17 protein-coding genes are annotated in these 19,948 nt (G+C 45.4%); 1 reads left to right on the forward strand and 16 read right to left on the reverse strand.

The genetic code is table 11. The annotated features are described in order from the left end of the window. Positions 1-7: 7 nt before the first annotated feature. The 7 genes from urtE to B5Y67_RS22980 form a co-directional block, all read right to left on the reverse strand. Complete coding sequence (gene urtE, locus B5Y67_RS22950) at positions 8-700, reverse strand: urea ABC transporter ATP-binding subunit UrtE (RefSeq protein WP_088228704.1); 693 nt, start codon at positions 698-700, stop codon at positions 8-10. Next, a complete protein-coding gene (gene urtD, locus B5Y67_RS22955) occupies positions 688-1,449 on the reverse strand; it encodes an urea ABC transporter ATP-binding protein UrtD (protein ID WP_088228705.1) in 762 nt (253 codons plus the stop codon). The genes urtE and urtD overlap by 13 nt, the downstream gene beginning before the upstream one ends. A gap of 35 nt (positions 1,450-1,484) precedes the next feature. After that, a complete protein-coding gene (urtC, locus tag B5Y67_RS22960; protein WP_088228706.1) occupies positions 1,485-2,594 on the reverse strand; it encodes an urea ABC transporter permease subunit UrtC in 1,110 nt (369 codons plus the stop codon). Positions 2,595-2,623: 29 nt separating this feature from the next. Next, positions 2,624-3,529, reverse strand: coding sequence for an urea ABC transporter permease subunit UrtB (gene urtB, locus B5Y67_RS22965; protein ID WP_088228707.1), 906 nt, complete (start codon positions 3,527-3,529; stop codon positions 2,624-2,626). 207 nt (positions 3,530-3,736) lie between these two features. After that, on the reverse strand, positions 3,737-4,999 hold the full coding sequence (gene urtA / locus B5Y67_RS22970) for an urea ABC transporter substrate-binding protein (RefSeq protein ID WP_088228708.1): 1,263 nt from the start codon (positions 4,997-4,999) through the stop codon (positions 3,737-3,739). A gap of 244 nt (positions 5,000-5,243) precedes the next feature. Beyond that, on the reverse strand, positions 5,244-6,326 hold the full coding sequence (locus B5Y67_RS22975) for a response regulator (RefSeq protein WP_088228709.1): 1,083 nt from the start codon (positions 6,324-6,326) through the stop codon (positions 5,244-5,246). Positions 6,327-6,343: 17 nt separating this feature from the next. Then, positions 6,344-9,049: an ATP-binding protein gene (locus tag B5Y67_RS22980; RefSeq protein WP_242976090.1), complete on the reverse strand. Its 2,706-nt coding sequence runs from the start codon at positions 9,047-9,049 to the stop codon at positions 6,344-6,346. 350 nt (positions 9,050-9,399) lie between these two features. On the opposite strand from B5Y67_RS22980, the gene B5Y67_RS22985 reads away from it, so the two are divergent. Continuing rightward, complete coding sequence (locus B5Y67_RS22985) at positions 9,400-10,491, forward strand: response regulator (protein WP_242976091.1); 1,092 nt, start codon at positions 9,400-9,402, stop codon at positions 10,489-10,491. Between the two features lie 186 nt (positions 10,492-10,677). Here B5Y67_RS22985 and B5Y67_RS22990 read toward each other — a convergent pair whose 3' ends face one another. The 9 genes from B5Y67_RS22990 to B5Y67_RS23030 all read right to left on the reverse strand — a co-directional run bounded on the left by B5Y67_RS22990 (position 10,678) and on the right by B5Y67_RS23030 (position 19,931). Beyond that, the gene (locus B5Y67_RS22990) at positions 10,678-10,926 is read right to left on the reverse strand and encodes a hypothetical protein (protein WP_088228710.1); all 249 of its coding nucleotides are present in this window, start codon (positions 10,924-10,926) and stop codon (positions 10,678-10,680) included. 41 nt (positions 10,927-10,967) lie between these two features. Then, the gene (locus B5Y67_RS22995) at positions 10,968-12,317 is read right to left on the reverse strand and encodes an aspartate aminotransferase family protein (protein WP_088228711.1); all 1,350 of its coding nucleotides are present in this window, start codon (positions 12,315-12,317) and stop codon (positions 10,968-10,970) included. A gap of 115 nt (positions 12,318-12,432) precedes the next feature. Further along, a complete protein-coding gene (locus B5Y67_RS23000) occupies positions 12,433-13,563 on the reverse strand; it encodes an iron-containing alcohol dehydrogenase (RefSeq protein WP_088229057.1) in 1,131 nt (376 codons plus the stop codon). Positions 13,564-13,717: 154 nt separating this feature from the next. Continuing rightward, positions 13,718-15,073 (reverse strand): putrescine aminotransferase, encoded by a 1,356-nt coding sequence (locus B5Y67_RS23005; RefSeq protein WP_088228712.1) that lies wholly within the window; start codon positions 15,071-15,073, stop codon positions 13,718-13,720. Positions 15,074-15,160: 87 nt separating this feature from the next. Continuing rightward, positions 15,161-16,639, reverse strand: a complete 1,479-nt coding sequence (locus tag B5Y67_RS23010) for an aldehyde dehydrogenase family protein (protein ID WP_088228713.1) — start codon at positions 16,637-16,639, stop codon at positions 15,161-15,163. A gap of 62 nt (positions 16,640-16,701) precedes the next feature. Beyond that, the gene (locus B5Y67_RS23015) at positions 16,702-17,505 is read right to left on the reverse strand and encodes an ABC transporter permease (protein WP_088228714.1); all 804 of its coding nucleotides are present in this window, start codon (positions 17,503-17,505) and stop codon (positions 16,702-16,704) included. Between the two features lie 13 nt (positions 17,506-17,518). Then, positions 17,519-18,433 carry an ABC transporter permease gene (locus B5Y67_RS23020; RefSeq protein WP_088228715.1) on the reverse strand — a complete coding sequence of 305 codons (915 nt, stop codon included), beginning with the start codon at positions 18,431-18,433 and terminating at the stop codon, positions 17,519-17,521. After that, positions 18,430-19,563 (reverse strand): ABC transporter ATP-binding protein, encoded by a 1,134-nt coding sequence (locus tag B5Y67_RS23025; RefSeq protein ID WP_088228716.1) that lies wholly within the window; start codon positions 19,561-19,563, stop codon positions 18,430-18,432. Before B5Y67_RS23025 ends, B5Y67_RS23020 begins: the two co-directional genes overlap by 4 nt. 29 nt (positions 19,564-19,592) lie before the next feature. Beyond that, on the reverse strand, positions 19,593-19,931 hold the full coding sequence (locus tag B5Y67_RS23030) for a P-II family nitrogen regulator (RefSeq protein WP_088228717.1): 339 nt from the start codon (positions 19,929-19,931) through the stop codon (positions 19,593-19,595). Positions 19,932-19,948: the final 17 nt, after the last annotated feature.

Consider the following 19,948-nt stretch of genomic DNA (forward strand, 5'->3'; position numbering starts at 1 on the left):
TCCGAATTTAAATGGCCAGGAGTCTCTGAATCTCCTCTTTATTGATTTCCCGAGTGAAACCTTTGGCCACGATGCGTCCTTTTTCCATGACGTAATAATAGTCAGAAACCTCCACGGCAAAGTCCAGATACTGCTCGACAATCAAGATCGTTAAGTTCTCATCCTGTTTCAATTGTTTAATGACCCGGCCGATTTCCTGGATCACAGAAGGCTGAATTCCTTCCGTTGGTTCATCGAGGATCAGTAATTTTGGCTTAGCTACCAAGGCCCGGGCAATCGCCAGCTGCTGCTGCTGCCCCCCGCTTAAGTCTCCCCCTTTTCGTTGCAGCATTGTTTTTAAAACCGGAAACAAGTCGTAAATCTTTTCATCAATACTTCCCTTGCCGCCAAGGGCCTCAAGACCAAGCAATAGATTTTCCTGAACCGATAACTGGGGAAAAATATCCCTCCCTTGAGGGACATAACTAATCCCTTGCCTCACTCTAAAATACGTAGGTTTCGCAATAATTTCCTGTCCGTTAAACTTAATGCTTCCCTTAGGGGTACGAACCAAGCCCATAATACTTTTTAAGAAAGTCGTCTTGCCCACCCCGTTGCGTCCGAGAAGGCAGACCACCTGCCCTTTAGGAACCTGCACATTTAAATGATTTAGGATGATGCTTTCTTCATAATTGGCCTCTAGTTTTGTTACATCAAGCATTCGCCTTCTCCACCCCGTCCAAGGTATACATCGATTACCTTTTGATTGCTTTGAACCTCAGAGACACTTCCCTCATCCAATATGGCCCCTTCATGCAGGACCGTAACCTTAGTGGCATAATCTCGGACAAATTCCATATCGTGTTCCACTACGATGATGGTACAATTTTGAGCTATTTTTTCCAAAAGTTTCCCGGTGGCATCCGTTTCGGAACGGCCCATACCGGCAACCGGTTCATCTAAAAGCATAAGCTTGGGCTCCTGGGCCAGAAGCATGCCAATCTCCAGCCACTGTTTTTCCCCGTGAGATAAGGCCTTAGGGGTGTTCAAGCGTTTTTTATATAAACCGATTGTCACTAAGATCTCTTCAATTCTCTCGTGTTGCTCTTTGTTCAGTTTGTGAAAAACAGACGAATATAACGACCTGTCTTTGACCACCGCAAGTTCCATATTTTCGTAAACGCTCATGTGCGTAAATACGGAAGGCACCTGAAACTTTCTGCCTATGCCGATATTAACAATCTCGTGTTCCGAATAGCGAGTAACGTCCAGATTGCCGGAAAACAAAACTTGTCCGGATTGAGGCTTAACCCGCCCACAAATGGCATCGAGCAACGTTGTTTTGCCGGCGCCGTTGGGTCCGATAAAAAAACGAATCTCACCTTTCTCAACCTCTGTCTTAACATGATTTACAGCCCTGAATCCGTTAAAACTGACCGTTAAATTATCAATTTGCAAAATGGAATCCATGTCCCCACCGCCTTTCAATTCTGTTGTTCTGCGGGTTAAGCCGCTTTATCGGTACTTAGGTGCTCGGTATGGTTAGGGGTTTGCTTAAATTTCCGAGCCATTTCTTTGACCAGCCCAACAATCCCCTGGGGCATTAACAAGACAACAAGGACAAAGGCTAAACCAATGAAGTACGACCAGACATCCGGAAAGCTGTCACTGATTCCGCTTTTCAAAGCATTGACCAAAATTGCCCCAATCACAGCGCCGATCAGTGTTCCGCGGCCGCCAATTGCCACCCAGATAACCATTTCAATCGAAGGCACTATCCCCATTTCCGCCGGAGAAATAATACCGACCTGAGGCACAAAGACAGCACCGGCAAGACCGGCAATGGCCGCAGACAAACAATAGACAAAAATTTTATAGGTAGCCGGATTATACCCCGAGAACCTTACCCGGTTTTCCCCGTCCCGGATGGCGACAAGGATCCTGCCGATTCTTCGTTTAACTAAAAAGTTGCAGAAGAGATAAGTCACAACAAGAAGAGCTAAGGAAATGTAATATAAAATAAGCTTTGTGGTATCGCTTGACAAAGAAAAACCCATGATGCTCCTGTAGTTTGTCAGACCGTTTGTTCCGCCGGTGTAAGCCTGTTGGCCAACAAAGAGCACACTAAAAATAATAGCCAAAGCTTGAGATAAGATAGAGAAATAAACTCCCCGAATACGATTCTTAAAGGTAAAAAAACCAATTACGAAAGCCAACCCAGTTGGAATCAAGATGGCCATGGCGAAGGCCAAAGCGCTGTTAGTAAAGGGTTTCCAAAACCAGGGGAGAGATTCCAAGCCGCTCCAGGACATAAAATCCGGCAGTTTCCCTTGGGCGGCTTCTAATTTGAGGTACATGGCCATACAATATGCTCCAAGTCCAAAGAAAACGCCATGTCCAAGACTGAGAATACCGGTAAATCCCCAAATCAAATCTAAACCAATTGCCAAAATAGCATACGCTATAAATTTTCCCAGTAGATTGATTCTAAAAATTGATAAAAATAAGGGAGCGAATACTAAAAGTAAAATAAGGAAAGCGAACACAAGCAACTCTTTAGATTTTATTAAACGTCGAAAATCAAATTGCGAATTTCGATCATTGGCCTCAGTCATTGTCATCCCCCTTTCCATCAGCAGCATCCTTAGTCATCTAAAGAACGGCTGCTGATATTGAACAACCCATTAGGCCTCCACTGTAATAAGGTAATAATTAAGATAAAGACCAGGACCTTACCCAGAGAAGCATTAGTCAAAAATTCAAGGGTCGTGTTCGCCGTCCCGATTAAAAGCCCCCCCGCCGCTGTTCCCACGAGGGTTCCTACTCCGCCCAGAACAACAACCATAAAGGTATCGACAATATAATTCGTCCCTAAGGTCGACCCTATGGAACCGAGCAGGGTTAAAGCACAGCCGGCAATTCCGGCAAACCCTGAACCAATAGCAAAAGTGTAAGCGTCCACTCTGCGAGTATTGATCCCCATACTCTCGGCCATTTCCCGGTTCTGCATGACTGCCCGGATTCTTCGTCCGGTTTTGCTTTTGTAAAGCAGGAGAAACATGCTGAGCAGACAAACAATGACCAAAACGATAATAAACAGCCGCTTATAAGGCAATTGCAGCCCTTGACTTAGAACAAGTCCGCCGTCCAGCCAGGCCGGACTTTTCACATCAACATTCGGTGCGCCAAAAATATTGCGGGCCAGCTGCTGAAGCACCAAGCTAACACCCCAGGTTGCCAGCAAACTGTCCAGCGGTCTATTGTAAAGGTGCCGTATAACTGTACGTTCCAGGACAAAGCCGACAAGACCGGAAACGATAAACGACGCAGGAATAGCCAAGATAAAGTAGAGTCCGAATAAGCTTTTAGGCAAATGCAGGAATTGATTCTGCATGAGATACGTTACATAGGCACCTATCATAATGAACTCACCATGGGCCATGTTGATGATTTTCATCAAACCAAACGTAATGGCTAGACCCAGTGCGGCTAATATAAGAATAGAGCTGACGCTGATTCCATTAAAAATTTGCAGGAGATAAGTTCCCATTCTTCCACCACCTTTTCCATCGCTTTTTCAAGGCAGAAAGTATAAGTCCAACTAGACGTTCGCCCTCACCAGAGACTCACAAGCGCGAAGGCAGTGTCTTCGGACGCCTGCCAAGTTTTCTTTATAAGGCTGGGGTTTAACGGCGGAAGGCAATAAGCCTGCACCGTTAAACCAACATTTAAACCATCATTAAGAACATGAATTCTTCTAATTGCTGAGTCCTTTAGCCCAAGGGTAGGATTTTAGATAAGGATCAGGTTTGACCGCCTTGCCGGTGCTCCAAATCTCCTTAATCGAGCCATCGGCGGCAACCTCACCAATTCTGACCGTTTTCCAAAGGTGTTGATTTTCACCCTCGATTTTAACCTGGCCTTCCGGTGCCTGGAACTCAATTCCTTTGGCAGCCTGCCGGACCTTATCCACATCGGTGGAGCCTGCTTTCTTGACAGCTGCTGCCCATAAATATACGGCATCATAACCTGCTTCAATCGGATCATCAGTTACACGGTCAGCCCCATATTTGGCTTGGTATTTCTTCACAAATTCTTTATTCTCCGGGGTATCGGTTGTTTGATAGTAGTTCCAGGATACCAATTGCCCGGCCATGTTGGCGGCGCCAATACCACGGACTTCTTCCTCAGCGACACTTACTGAAAGGGTTGTCAGGTCTTTAGAAGTGATCCCCGCATCCTTAAGCTGCTTAAAGAACGCAACGTTGCTGTCGCCATTCAAAGTATTGAAAACAACATCTGGTTTTGTGGCTTTAATTTTGTTGATGATGGTACTATAGTCGGTAAACCCAAGTGGTGTGTATTCTTCATCAACCACTTCGCCGCCTAAATCTTTAAGCTGGGCTTTAATAATCTTGTTGGCGGTTCTGGGGAATACATAATCCGATCCCAGCAGGAAGAATTTCTTGCCTTTATTTTTGAACAACCACTCTACCGCCGGAACGATCTGCTGATTAGGCGCAGCCCCGGTGTAGAAAATATTGGGGGATGATTCCATCCCTTCATATTGAACCGGATACCAAAGTAAGCCATTGTTTTCTTCGAATACAGGCAATACTGCTTTGCGGCTGGCCGAGGTCCAGCAGCCGAAGACAGTCGCCACCTTGTCTTGCTGCAACAGTTTCTTGGCCTTTTCAGCGAAAGTAGGCCAGTCTGAAGCGCCGTCTTCCACCACCGGCTCGATTTTTTTGCCTAATACTCCACCCGCCGCGTTAATCTCATCAATCGCCATCATTTCCGCATCTTTGACCGACACTTCACTAATAGCCATCGTTCCGCTTAAGGAATGAAGAATTCCAACTTTAATTGTGTTACCTGAAGTGTTCCCTGAACTTGTAGTTGCCGCCGGTTGACTAGTCTGAGCGGCTCCACAGCCTGTTAGCAGTAATCCGGCAACAAGTGTCAGGGAAATTACTCCCGTTAGGCGTTTTTTTAGTTGCGTCGCTAAAATCTTTTTCATATCTTCCATCCTCCCCTTGAGCTAAGACAGCATGATTGGCCGCGATCAATGCTGAAGAGTTGCGATAGCGCTATCGAACCAAGCAAAAAGGCGCTGTAAAAAATGTTTTCTCTACCTCGTAAGGTACAGAACATTTATTCTCAGCGCCTTTGCCAGTTAAACTATATTCATTTTTGCATTTATCCAAGAGAAATCAAACCTTACAAAACAGCTTTTTTTACCCTAAAAAAACGGTTAAAAAATTTTACTCTTCCAGCTTTCGAAACTGTAAAGGAGTAAAACCGGTGTAATTCTTAAATAGTCGGCAAAAATAATCCGGACTGCTGTAGCCAAGTTTTTCACTCACTTCATAGTTCTTATATTTGCCGGTTCCAAGCAAGTGCTTGGCATATTCCATTTTGACCTTTGTAGAGTAATCATTAAAGTTCACTCCAATTTTTTGTTTAAAAACCTTCCCTAGATAGTCTTTGCTCACGTGGACTTCATGGGCAATTGACTCGAGGGTAAGATCATCGCCTAGATGATCAATTAAGTATTGGCAGGCTTTTCTGAGCATACTGTCTCTCTGATGAAGCTCATATTTCTTTATCACATTGACCGACTCTTTAATGCGGTCCAGAAACTCCGATTTCAGTGCATACAAAGAATGGGTATCCTGAAGAACATGGTCAAAAGCCTCGTTTTCAACCTTCTGGAGCCAGGAGTATTCCTGAAATATGGTTCCGGTTAAGTTTAAAAGCATGATTTCCAGTAACTTGGCCGTCTTAAACAGGTCTTGATCTAGTAACTTACTTAAATCCGCAAAAGCCATTTCCGCTTCAGTCAATGCTCCCCAATTTCCTTGGAGGATAAAATCTGCAATTCGCTCTTCTCGATTTTTAGGGTAAAAGAGAGTCAGGCTTTCTTCAATCAGTCTATGTTCTTCCTCAGCCCTTATTCTTTGTTGGTTTCTTTCCTCCAAATATTCTTTCGTTCTTTGTAAAGCTTCGCTGAGAATCTCATCCTCCAGTGGTTTGGTCATATAATCAAAGGCCCCTAAGCGTATTCCTTGTTTGGCATATTCAAAATCGCTGTGCGTACTCAACAAAATGGTACAAATATCCCATTTCCGCTCCCGCAGTTCGCTGAGAAACTCTATCCCGTCCATCCCCGGCATCCTTATATCAGTTATGACAAGATCAATTTGACAATTTCCCAGTTTTCGCAAGGCTTCTTTGCCGTCACAAGCCTCTTCTTGCATTTGAAATCCATAATCCGCCCAATTTCTATATCTCCTTAACATGTACCTTACGGCTTTATCATCATCAACAATTAAGACTTTAAACACCTGCCTAACCTCCTTGTCTAGGCTGTCGAGGCCGCACCCTTTTGAGTTAAAACTTTCTTTAGCTGAACTGCGGCCTCTTCAAAATTGTACGTGAAAATTGTTTCACTCAGTTGGTTATAGTCCTGACTACTCAACCCTGACTTCAGAAAAGACTGACAAGCTGCAAACACAGTCGTCGCTTCAGCATCCCCTTCTTCCAGAAGCTTAACAAGTCTATCCAGCTCGTTATAAACAGTTTTATTTCTTACAGAAAATTCTTCTGCATCTAGGGGGGAGTCAGCAACAAACTGAGCTGCAGCTTTTAAAGTTGCTGCCAAGACTTTGGCATACTGATTTATTTCTTGAGCCATCATCTCTTCATTTCGGCTGCCTAGAGCATTTTCTAAGCGCAGGGATACTTCGTTCAGTTTCCTTGCTCCAATAGTTGCTGAAATTCCCTTAAGTGTGTGGATCAGTATTTTGGCTTCAGCAAAATCCCCCTTTGTCAAAAGTAAACTTAATTGATTATGATCATTTTTATGGGTAGCCAGGAATCTCTCCAGGATATGCTTATAGCCTTCCCGCTTGCCTTGTAAGCGCGCCAGGACACTTTCAAAATCGATCCATGTATCCGAATTATCTTCTTCTGTTACGGCTTGTTCCGCCAATCCGCTCGATTCAATCGATTCAGTTGATCCTTGGTACAGAAAGTTTCTTAACTCTTCAATCAGTTTCCCAGGGTTTAGGGGCTTCGTTAAGTAGCCGCTCATTCCTGCCGATTTGGCCCTTTCAGCAACCCCCTCAACAGCATCTGCCGATAAGGCGATAACCGGCGGAGCATCTATACCTTTAAGTTCTAAGATACGCCGGGCCGTTTCATAGCCATCCATTTCAGGCATTCGAATATCCATCAAAATGACATCATAACGGGTTCTTGCGGCCAGGGATACTGCATCAAAACCGCTCTGAGCTGTGTCAACTTCAAACCCAAGGTTTTCGAGAATCTCTTGGGTCATTTGTAAATTTATTTGATTATCCTCCGTCAATAGAAGTTTTTTAGCAGCAAACAGCCGCGAGTTTAGTTTTTCGCTTTGAGAAGATGCCGCTACATAACCGGCGATTTCTAATTTTGCCGTAAACCAAAAGGTTGATCCTTTTCCCGTTCTACTACGGACACTAATTTCCCCCGCCATGAGGCTGACAATTTTTTTGCATATAGCCAGCCCTAAGCCGGTTCCCCCATACTTTCGGGAAGTAGAGGCATCCCCTTGGGTAAATACCTCAAACAAATGCTTCATTTGTTCCTCAGGTATGCCTACTCCAGTGTCAGAAATACTAAAACGAAGGTAAACCTGGCTGCCGCCGCTTTTTATAACTTCAACTAAAACTTCCAATTTTCCCTTGTCCGTAAACTTAATTCCATTGGATAAGAGATTTAAAAGAACTTGCTTGAGTCTTGTCACATCCCCTTTTACATAGCGCGGAACATCCCCTTGTATTTCACAGTGAAAACTTAAGCCTTTGTGCTGAGCTTCAAGTTCAAACAAACTGCATATCTCCCTGACTGTCTCGTATAGGTTGAATTCCACAACTTCGAGAATCATCCGGCCGGCTTCAATCTTAGAAAAATCAAGAATTTCATTAATAATCCCCAATAGGCTCTTAGCTGCCATATTTACATTTTGCAGGTATTGCTTCTGTTTGAGCGTAAATTCGGTATGATCAAGTAAATAGAGATAACCAATAATTGTATTCAGCGGCGTCCTTATCTCATGACTCATATTGGCCAAAAATTCACTTTTAGCATTATTAGCTTTTTCGGCTTCTTCTTTAGCAGTTTTCATTTTTTCTTCGGCGTGTTTTCGCTTGACTAATTCCTCCTGAAAGGACCGGTATAAGTCATTAAAGGTATTGGCAAGCAATCTGAGTTCCAGGGAGCCTTCCGCCAACAAGCTGAAGTTTTCCTTGTTAAAGGAAAATACTTTTAACAATTCGGTATAATTCCTGATGGGAAACGTCACCTGTGTAAAGAGAATTCGCAGCAATACCGCAACCGCACCAATAATAATAACTGCTAAGATTGCCTGCAGGATCGCTGCCCTTTGGGTGGCATTCCGGGCACTTTCCAATTCTGCTTCCAAGCGGGTATTCATAATCTGCTGGAATTTGTCGATGGGGTCCATAATGCTCCGCTTGTCGGCATCGTATTTAGCATCAAACATGATGTCCCGTGCTTTAGCCAGCTTTTCCTCAGCACTCAGCTTTTGATCTTCGGCACTTAAACTGTAGGAAGCCACTTCTGGCGGCATTTGCGCCTCCGGTTCCTGCAAGGCATTAAGTACAAGCCGCATGGAATGTCTTTCCGTGTTCACCAGGGCATCTGAATTCTTTTTCGCCTCAGCCAACAAGGCCATTTCTTCACTGGGAGAGTGTAGTTCCGCCAGCCGAGAGATTACATGATCCCGTGTTTTGGTAACGTTGATCTCCTCCCAGTATTTGTTCATATGAGTCTTATCATTGGTTACCGCATACTTGCGCGCTTCATCCGTTAAATAATCCGAAGCATTGGCTAAATCAATGCCCAGTTGTTTAAATTCTGTTCTTCTTTTTTCGGCATTCTGTTCATCTTTAATGCTTGAACTCATGTAAACAACACTGCTTCCCAGCAGGATCGCAATTAGAAAAAAGATTCCTACCATTAAGGCACTAATTGTCGATTGTTTGATGATAATTTTTGATGGCATTTGACTCATCTCCAATGAACTCGTTCAGCTAAAGCTGAACATCGAGACTTCGTTGGGGGACTCTACCCCCACCGAAGCAGAGTACGGGGGACCCACTCCCACTTACAAGAAGTGGGAGTCTTACGATTGGATAAAAAAAGCAACGGAGCGAGTTTGATCCTTCAAACAGGCTCCGTTGCCTTAATACCCAATAGGTTAAATGTATTATATAATAGAATTAGACCCTAAGCAAGGACCGCTTTAGCCTCTGACTTGTTTTACCGGCTCGAACTTGCCTTATTAGTTATCACTTGTTTTAGCAGAACCCTTCCTTTAGAATTTTACTATCAAATCAATTGGAGCTGGTCTTTTTGGATTTTACCCAAGCAATGAATCAACCAGAAATCCTCCTGGTGGACGATACACCGGAACATATTGAAACGGCTGTAATGATGCTGCGGGAAAGCAACTTTAAAGTGCGCATCGCTACCAAAGGGAGTATTGCTTTTAAGTTAATTGAGCAGCATCCTCCGGATCTTATCCTCTTAGATGTCTACATGCCGGAAATGGATGGCTTCGACATCTGCCGAATTCTTAAAACCGAAAGTGATTTTAGCTATATTCCCATTATTTTTCTGACATCCAGCAATGATGCGGAAAGTATTAAAAAAGGATTTGAACTCGGTGCCCAGGATTATGTCGTTAAGCCTTTTAATACTTCAGAACTTCTTGCTCGAGTCCATACCCATATCAAGCTTAAAAAACAAACAGAATCCTTGATCAAGGCGAATCAAGAACTGGATAGTTTTTGCTATACCGTTGCTCATGACTTAAAAGCTCCGCTGCTCTCCCTCAGAAAACTCACAGAATACCTGGCTTTAGACTACTCAATTCTACTGGATAACGATGGCCTGGAACTAATTGATAACATTCAGCAAAAGTCGCAGGAAGTTGTCAAACTTGTTGACCATTTACTTGAGCTCTCAAGAATGAGTGAAATGCCGATGAACATCGAACCTATTAATTTAAAGCAACTATTTAAGAAAGTTTACGACGAGCTCATCAATCTTGAGCCTCCAAGAAATGTAAACCTTAGGATTAATTATATCCCCTTCATTCAAGGTGACCCAGTCATGATCAAACTCCTCGTTATCAATATTCTCTCCAATGCTTTAAAATACACTCGCATTCGCAAAGATGCTTGTATTGATATCTCATCTTCAGAAAATGAGACTGAATATATCATCTCTGTCAGAGACAATGGTGCAGGCTTTGATATGCGTTATGCTTCACGATTATTTAACGTCTTTCAGCGACTCCATTCGCAAAATGAGTTCGAAGGTTCCGGTGTCGGTCTTGCTATCGTCCAAAAAATTCTTAAGAGACATCATGGTTTAGCCTGGATGACAGGAAAGGTTGATGAAGGCGCAACGTTTTACTTCAGTTTGCCCAAAACCCAATAAAACAAAAATGCAGCTCTATCAGCCTATAGTGAACTTGCGTTAACGAAGGACCCGCCCCCACTTATAGAAGTGGGGGCCGACTTCAATTAGACCTGTCCACAAAGAAATTCTTGCATCAAAGATCACTCGACTGAAGATGTCCCGGCCAAAATTATCTGTACCTTCCAGTGAGCCGCACTTGGAACCTCAAGCTTGATCGCCGTATTTGCCTCCGATAAAATTCATATTACAAAATTCGATGTTGTTATTACCTCGTTCTTGAAAGCAATGACATATCCTTACACATTCCGGACATCGGAAATACATATAGGTTCTACCGTCGTGAAACGTATGAACCCCTTTCATCTCAAAATTACTAATCTTAATTTTATTGTTACAATGTTGGCACTTGATTTCATAAATAACTTCCATAATACTCCTATCTTTGACTGGCATACCCTGTTGCTTCCCAGTTCAAAAGGATAGCAAATTCAATTCTATCTGCATTTCTCAATGGCTGACTCTAAAATTTGCAATCCGCTTTCAAGCTGTGCATCAGTAACAACCAATGGGCACAAAAATCTTATGACATTTGCATAAATTCCCGCACTTTCTATGATCAAGCCGTTTGATGCCGCATACCTCACAATATCCGAAACCAATTTGGAATTAGGGTTCTTACTCTTTTTGTCAGAAACGAATTCAATGCCCATCATACACCCTATACCTCTTACGTCGCCAACCTCTTCATAGTTCTCTTTCCACAGGTTGAATTTTTCTTTACATTTTTCAGCAATATCTAGAGAACGGTCACACAAGTTATCCCGCTCAATAATTTCTATAACCTTTAGGGCAGACGCGCAGGCAATAGGGTTTCCGCCGAAAGTACCTCCGATAATACTGCTTTTAACACCGTCAAAAATTTGGGCGCTGGCTGTAACGGCGCTAAGTGGAATTCCGCCGGCTATAGATTTTGCAGTTGTTATAATGTCTGGAGCACAACCAGCCTCAGACCAGTAGTTTGAAACAAACATCCTGCCCGAACGAGCAAAGCCCGTCTGAACTTCATCGGCAATCATTAGTATACCGTTTTCATCACATATTTTTCGGATAGCCTTGACCCACTCTAAAGGTGCAGGAATAAAGCCACCCTCTCCTTGCACAGGCTCAAAAACAACTGCGGCCACATATTCTGGCGGTGATGCTTCTTCAAATACTTTTTGAAATTTATCCGCATAATAAGCTATTTTCTCTTCTTCCGTATATCCTTGCGGTCCTCTAAATAGATAGGGGAATTCTGCCCGGTATACCCCATCTGGGAATGGACCAATACCGAAGGAATAAGCCTTCTTGGAAGTCATAGCAGAAGCAAGCAGGGTTCGGCCATGAAAAGCGCCCGAAAATACGATGATGTTAGGCCGCTTTGTATAAGACTTAGCAATTTTGACGGCATTTTCAACAGCTTCTGCGCCGGAGTTTACAAACATTGTCTTTCTTTTTTCACCTTTGACGGGGATAATTTGGTTCATTTTTTCTGCAAGCTTAATATACCCTTCATGAGTCACTATGTTCATCATAGCATGGAAATATTTATCGGACTGTTCTTTGACAGCCTCTATTAGTTCAGGATGACTGTACCCTATATTCAGTACACCTACTCCTCCAACCCAATCGAGAAAAATATTACCGTCCACATCTTCCAGCATTGCACCTTCCCCTCTGCTGATTACGCAGGGATAAATACAGTTTATGGCGCTTGGAACAGCCTCTCCTCTCCTTTCTATTATTGCTTTGGCTTTCGGGCCCGGCAAAGGTGTATTTATTTTTGGCAAAGCATCTCTAAGCATAATAAATTATCTCCTTAAACTATAAATATTTTTTACGACTCCCATACCGTTTTACAGCACCACTGAGGTAAGGAAAATTAATATTCCTGGTAGAAAAACCTACGTTGTATACTTTTTATAAGGCTTTCCGGTAAATCTTTTTAATTTCTTCCAAACTAAATACAACCGGGTGATTGGCGATACCTGCTGCAGAAACTTTCAGGCAATTTTCCGCCATCCAATCCACATCTTCCAGAGTAACTCCTTGCTCGCCCAGGGTCGTTGCTAAATCAATTTTAGTAAGTAATTCTCTAATTTTCGGTACACAGTCATTTTCATCCTTGCCACCTAAAAGTTTAGAAATAACAGCAAATTTCTCAGGTGCACCACTGATTGATTCTTCAAAAATTACCGGGGCAAGGGCTGCCAGCCCCCTGCCATGAACAATATTTTTCAAACCGCTTGCAGGATGTTCCATTCCATGCGGTGCTGTAACACCGGCTGTATTAATAACCATTCCGCCAAGTGTACTGGCGAAACACAGCTGCTCCCAGCTGGCAAGATCTGACGGATCATTATATACCTTGCAAAGGCCATAGGCACTTAGGCGGATGCCTTCCAAAGCCTGCATTCTGGTCAGCGGTTGCGCTAGAGAGGACAAATACCCCTCCATACAGTGACAAAGGGCATCAAAACCAACGCCAGCCAGCGTGGATTTTGGCAGGGTAGTCATAAGCAGCGGATCTATTATGGAACAGGCAGGCACAATGGCCTTACAGCGCAAAGATTTTTTATCCATAGTTTCCGGATTGGTCATTACGGCAAAACCGTTTCCTTCACTTCCCGTACCGCAAGTGGTCGGTATGGCAATCACAGGCAGGGCTTGATCACTGAGTTTGCGGCCAAAAACATAGTCATTGATATCACCGCTGTTAACTATTTGAAAGGCAATACCCTTCGCAGCGTCAATACTGCTGCCTCCACCTACGCCGATTACAACGTCGCAGCCCTCCGCAGCTGCCAGTGCTGCCCCTTCGTAGATTGTGGTAGTCAAAGGATTCGGGGTGACCTTGTCAAATAAACAAAAGGAAACCTTGTTCTCTTGCAAAAGTGTTTCAATCTTATGCAAAAGGCCGGAGCGTTTGGTGCTGCTGCCGCCAGTGACGAGCAGAGCGCGCTTGCCCAGTGCCGCCGCTTTTTCACCAATGGTATCTGATTTTCCGCAACCGAACACGAGATTAACAGGTAAATGGTAATCAAATTCCAACATAAGTAATCCTCCAAAGGTGCGGGGAGAGAAGCTCAGCATCCCTCCCCATGATATTTCTGGTTTTGGTGCAAATCTGCTAAGATGTTCTCTTTCTCACATCGACCAAACCTTCCTTAAGATGATCGCACTTGCCTTAGGGGAGCGTTGATTATTAGAGCGCATCAATCTGCTTATCCGCTTCAGCAACTGCCTGCTCAAAGCGTTCGACAACGATGTCAAAATCCTCGTAAGAAGTGGTCGCCGCAGGCTCAAAGCGGATTACCTTAGAATTGTTGAGGGTGCCGGCTGTCATGACACGTCGTGCAAACATGCCTTTGGCCACAATATAGCCGATCTCCGATTTGGGGAACTCAACCCCAATCATCAAGCCAATGCCGCGGATTTCACTTAGAACGCGCGGATACTTGGCCTGGACCCCCTTAAGCTTGCTCATCAGATATTGACCTTTTTCTTTTGCCTGCAGCGGAATGTCATATTTGAGCATGAAGTTTATCGTTGCAATCGCCGCTGCGCAGGCCAGGGGATTGCCGCCGAAGGTTGGGGAGCCAAGTATCCAAGGATTATCCTGGAGCTCCTGAGTCCACAGATGAGGGCGGGCTATAATACCAGTGATGGGCATGATACCTCCGCCGAAGGCCTTGCCGTAGGTCATGATGTCAGGGGTTACTCCTTCTGCCTCGCAGCGAAACATAGAACCCGTCCGACCCATGCCGGTCTGGATTTCATCAAAGATTAAACAGACCCCATATTCGTCACAGATCTTACGAACCTCCTGGAGATAGCCTTCAGGTGGGAGGATAACACCGGCTTCGCCCTGGATCGGTTCGAGGATAACAGCCGCTACTCCCTCTCCCACAGCTGTGAGGTTTTTGATTGCTTTACGGATATCCGCTGCCACTCCATATTCCACGTGCTGCACCTGCTGCACTATAGGCAGATAGGGAATGCGGTAAGTACCTTTCCCTCCCATCGATAGTGCACCCATTGATTTGCCATGGAAACCTCCAATGGTGGAGATATACCAGCGGCCGCCCGTGGCAATACGAGCGAGTTTAAGCGCCATCTCAACAGCTTCAGCACCACCATTGGTGAAAAAGCAGTATTGCAAGTCACCGGGGGTAATTTCAGCCATCGCTTTGGCCAGATAACCGCGCAGCGGATCAAGCAGTTCTTGGCTGTGCAGTGCCTGCCGGTGAAGCTGTGCCTCGACCGCCTCTAAGATTTCCGGATTTCGATGACCGCACATATAGATGCCAAACCCACCTAAGCAATCAATGAATTCTTCACCATAAACATCGTAAAAATAAGAATCGTGATCCATCCACTCAACAAAGGCGGCATTTGTAGAAACGGATTTGCGGTATTTAAGCCAGCCGGGATTGACATAGTTGTTATAATTTTCTATCGCATCTTCGACGATTCTTCCCTTGTCTTCTATACTGAGCTCATGGCCAGTAATATAACCGAGTGCCCTGTCAAGTTCTTTTAGTGCCTGCTCTTTACTCATTCTAAGCCCCTCTTTCCCTTACCTAATAAATTCCTGCCTAATTGAATATAAGTTTCAAAGTATGCCAGACTAGCCAAGAAAAAAAACTTACCGCTCTTTAAACCAACCGAGGGGCAACGGTTCGAGATTGATGTTGATCTGTTTCACCTCGGTATATTCCTCAAAACCAAAGGTACCGAGTTCGCGACCCAAACCGCTCTGTTTGTAGCCTCCCCACGGAGCTTCGTTATACGTTGGATTGTAAGCGTTGATCCAGGTAATACCTGCCCGCAGCTTCTTAATGACTCGGAGTCCTTTAGCACCATCTTGGGTAAAGACTCCGCCTGCCAGTCCATAAATTGTGTTGTTAGCCAACGAGATGGCTTCTTGTTCATCTTTGAATTTCTGGACGACCAACACCGGTCCGAAAATTTCCTCTTGAACAATGCGCATTTCCGGTGAGGTGTCAGTAAAAATCGTAGGTTCTACGAAGTATCCCTTTTCAAAACTGCCCTCCAGAATTCGGTTTCCACCGCACACCAGGCTGGCACCCTCTTTTTTTCCCAGTTCTATGTAATCAAGTACCCGCTTCAGGTGCGTTTCACTGATCAGGGGGCCCATTTCGACGTCCTCCTCCATCCCCGGTCCGACCTTGATCTGCTTAGTCCGTTCAACAAGCCTCTTCAGGAATTGGTCATGGATGCTCTCTTCAATCAGGAGCCTGGAGCCTGCGCTGCAGACCTCACCTTGGTTTACAAAGATGGCAAAAAGAGTCCAATCCACAGCTGCCTCAAGATCCGCATCGGCAAAAATGATATTCGGTGATTTACCGCCCAGTTCAAGGGAGATATTCTTAATGTTGCCTGTTGCTGCCATCATAATCGAACGCCCTGTCTTAGTACCACCTGTAAACGCGACCTTATCAATATCGAAATTGGCAGCCATCTCGTGTCCCACTGTATCGCCGGCACCCAGCACAAGGTTTGCGACCCCCTTGGGATAACCCACTAGGTCAATAAGTTCAAAAAGCCTGATAACTGTCAATGGGGTTAGCTCTGAGGGCTTAAAGACAACTGTGTTGCCTGCCGCGAGGGCCGGTGCTAATTTCCAGGCAGCCATCAGCAGCGGATAATTCCAGGGAACGATCTGACCGCAGACACCGATGGGCTCGCGCACAACCAGAGTCTGCATAGGATCAGCTACATCGTAAGTCTGACCATGGGGCTTGGTGGCAAGACCGGCGTAATACCTAAAACAAGCGACGGCATCACTGACATCGCACTGGGCCTCGCGCAGGGCTTTGCCGTTGTTCTGAGTTTCCAGCTTGGCAAATTCCTCCGTCCGCTTTTCCAGGGCGTCAGCAAGTGCAAACATAAGCCTGGCGCGTTCAATTGGAGGCGTCGCCATCCAGCCGTCTTCATAAAAAGCCCTCTTGGCTGCTGCAACGGCAAGCCTCACATCTTCCGCAGCGCCTTCGGCTACGGTTGCCAGAACACTGGCGTCGGCTGGATTGATAACGTCTCGGGTCTTACCGGCAAGCGCCGGCACCCATTGACCGTCAATATACATTCTTTCGATACTTTCCATGCATAAGCTCCTCTCTAAATTTATTAATTTGGGAGTCCTTGACTCAGGCAAGTTTATAGGTATTAAACCAGACCTTTTTTAGAGGTTTTAGCCTCAAAAGTTCGCATAACCACGAGAATTAAGAGCGTGATAAGGATAATCACAGTGATTAAGGCATTGATATCCGGCGAGACTCCTGTTTTGACCTTATTGAAGATATAAATAGGCAGCGTCACGCTGTCCACACCGGTGGTAAAAAAGCTGACGATCACATCATCGAGGGACAGGGTGAGGGCCAGCATAGCGCCGGCGAGAATCCCAGGGGCGATGATCGGCAGCGTGATGCGCAAAAGAGTGTGCAGGCGGGTAGCACCCAGGTCCATCGCTGCTTCTTCCACCGACATGTCAAAGCCGGAGATGCGTGAACGCACCGTGACAACAACATAGGGCATCGAAAAGGTGACATGGGCAATAATCAGCGTCGTAATGCCTAAACTAATATTTAGGATGTGGTAAAAGGCGAGCAAGGAGATGCCCATGACGATCTCGGGGATAACAATGGGGATATAGAGGAAGGAGTCAACAATACTTTTACCCCTAAATTCATAACGAAACATTCCTATAGCGGCAAGGGTGCCAATGAAAACCGAGATGACGACGGTGGAAACGGCAACGATCGCTGTGTTTTCTAAGGCCGACATAAGATCCGTGTTCTGCAGCATGATGCCGTACCATTGGAGGGTAAATCCCTGAAAAACAATATTAAGCTTAGACGAGTTAAACGAGAAAAAAACAATAATCGCGATAGGCAGGTAGAGAAAGATATAAATCAGGGTCACAAAGACCGCCGACAGGAGCTTGGTTAACTGTTTGTTGCTTGAATTCATAACCTTACCCCCCTTAAGTAATATTTTCGAGACTACCGCCGAAGTGCTTGTAGACCCTCATCAAGACGATGGTGAAGACAATCAGGAGAATCGACAGGGCTGCACCGAAGGGCCAATCTCTTGCCGCAAGAAATTGGTTTCTGATAAGATTGCCAACGAGGACGGAATTTCCGCCGCCTAATAGGTCACTGATGAAGAAGTAGCCAAGCGTCGGGATAAAGACTTGGATGCAGCCGGCAAAGACACCCGGAACAGTGAGCGGGAGCGTCACCCGCCAAAAAGCTCGCCGCGGCTTGGCACCGAGATCGTTGGCGGCTTCCAGCAAAGAACGATCAAGTTTCTCGATTGAGCTGTAAAGCGGCAGCACCATAAATGGAAACAGGGTATAGACCATTCCGACCATCACTGCTCCGTTTGTATAAAGCATCTGGAGTGGCCGAAAAACCAAGTGCGTCGACTGCAGCAGGGTATTAAAGGTACCATTCGTCCGCAACAGAATTATCCAGCCATAGGTACGAATGAGTGAGTTAGTCCAAAATGGCAGCATGATCAGGGAAAGCAGAATACTTTTGTTGCGGTCTCTGGCCCTGGCAATGATATAGGCGAAGGGATAGCCTAGTACCAGGCAGAGTACAGTGGTTGCCAGAGCAATGACAATGGAAACAAAAAAGATTTTCAGGTAAAGGGGATCATAGATCCGCAGGTAGTTTTGAAAATTTAAGCTGGCAACTACCCCCCCATAAGTACCTTTTTTCATAAAACTGATGACAAGGATATACACCAGAGGAGCGGCGACAAAAATTAAAAGCCATAGGATGACCGGACCAACCATCAGGAAAAGCGGAATGCTTCGGGAAAGGGCCATTCGCTTCTCTGATGCGGTTGCCTCTGCTCTGAACGAAACTAGTGGTGGAGTCACGGTATTCATACACTCACCTCGATTTTCGGGACCTGCTCTATGAGATTATAAAGAGTTTCCTCATGGGTATGGAGAACAACGGTACCGTCCTTTTCCCAATAGACCCAAACGACCTCGCCTGGAGCAATCAGCGGCGTGCCTGCCAGCAAACTCATTTTAAGGTCCTGTCCATTAGGCAGCTCAATGATTGTCTTGATAATCGAGCCCACATAGATATGTTCTTTGACAGTGCCCCTGAGGTTGAAACCGGGCACAGCGGCAGCAGAGCATTTGAGCTTTTCAGGGCGCACTGAGATATACACCATCTCGTCCTGACTGAACCCGGCGGCGCTGACCTCGGCGCTGCCAGTTTCAAAGATAACGTTAAGGCTGTCGCCGTCGACACTTCCAACCGAAGCCTCAAGAATATTCGATTCACCAATAAAATCCGCGACAAATTTCGTTGCCGGTTGATTATAGATCTTATCAGGCGGACCGATCTGCTCCAGGATACCGTTGTTCATGACTGCGATGCGATCGCTCATGGTTAAGGACTCTTCCTGATCGTGCGTTACATAGACAAAGGTAATGCCCAGTTGGCGTTGGAGGTGCTTGAGCTCGACTTGCATCTGCTTGCGCAGTTTGAGATCCAAGGCGCCAAGCGGCTCATCAAGCAACAAAACCTTAGGTCGATTGACAAGTGCTCGGGCAATAGCCACACGCTGTTTCTGTCCGCCTGACAACTGGGAAGGCATCCGCTTCTCATAGCCATCCATCTGCACTAAGGAAAGCATCTCACCTACCCGCTGACGAATTTCCTCTTTCTTGACTTTTTTTTCAGTTAGCCCAAAAGCAATATTGTCATAGACGTTCATATGAGGGAACAAGGCATAATTCTGAAACACAGTGTTGACATTGCGCTGGTAGGGTGCCTTGTTCCCAACATTTTCACCCTCGATTATCACTGCGCCTGAGGTCACGGCTTCAAATCCGGCAATCATCCGCAAGGTTGTCGTCTTGCCGCAGCCGGAAGGCCCGAGCATTGTTAAAAACTCACCCTCCCGTATCTGAAGGTTTAGGTTTTTGACGACCTTGTTAGCACCATAAAATTTATCCACATTGCGTAGTTCAACCATGACCTTATCAGATACTTGTGCCATGCGGGCACCTCCTTATTGCTTGTGTCGGTTTATAGAGTTTTCTCCCCTCTCTCTCCGGTTCGTATGCGCATGACATCGCGGACATCCGAAATGAACACTTTTCCGTCTCCCACTTTACCCGTCGAGATTGTTTCGTGGAGCTCAGTGAGAATCTCCTCGACATCCTCATCCAAAACCACCGTCATCACCTGAACTTTAGGCAGTAAGTTTATCTCGAGGTTAAGTCCTTCAAACTCCTTGATTCTGCCCTTTTGGTGACCACAGCCCATAACGGCTGTGACTGTAAGGCCGATATAGTCATGCTTAGCTAGGATTTTCTTTACGTCGACGAGTTTCTCTGAACGAGTGATTATTTCAAGTTTCACCATTTTGTTCGCACTCCCTT

Source organism: Desulfosporosinus sp. FKB, from assembly GCF_002196705.1.
Taxonomy (GTDB): domain Bacteria; phylum Bacillota; class Desulfitobacteriia; order Desulfitobacteriales; family Desulfitobacteriaceae; genus Desulfosporosinus.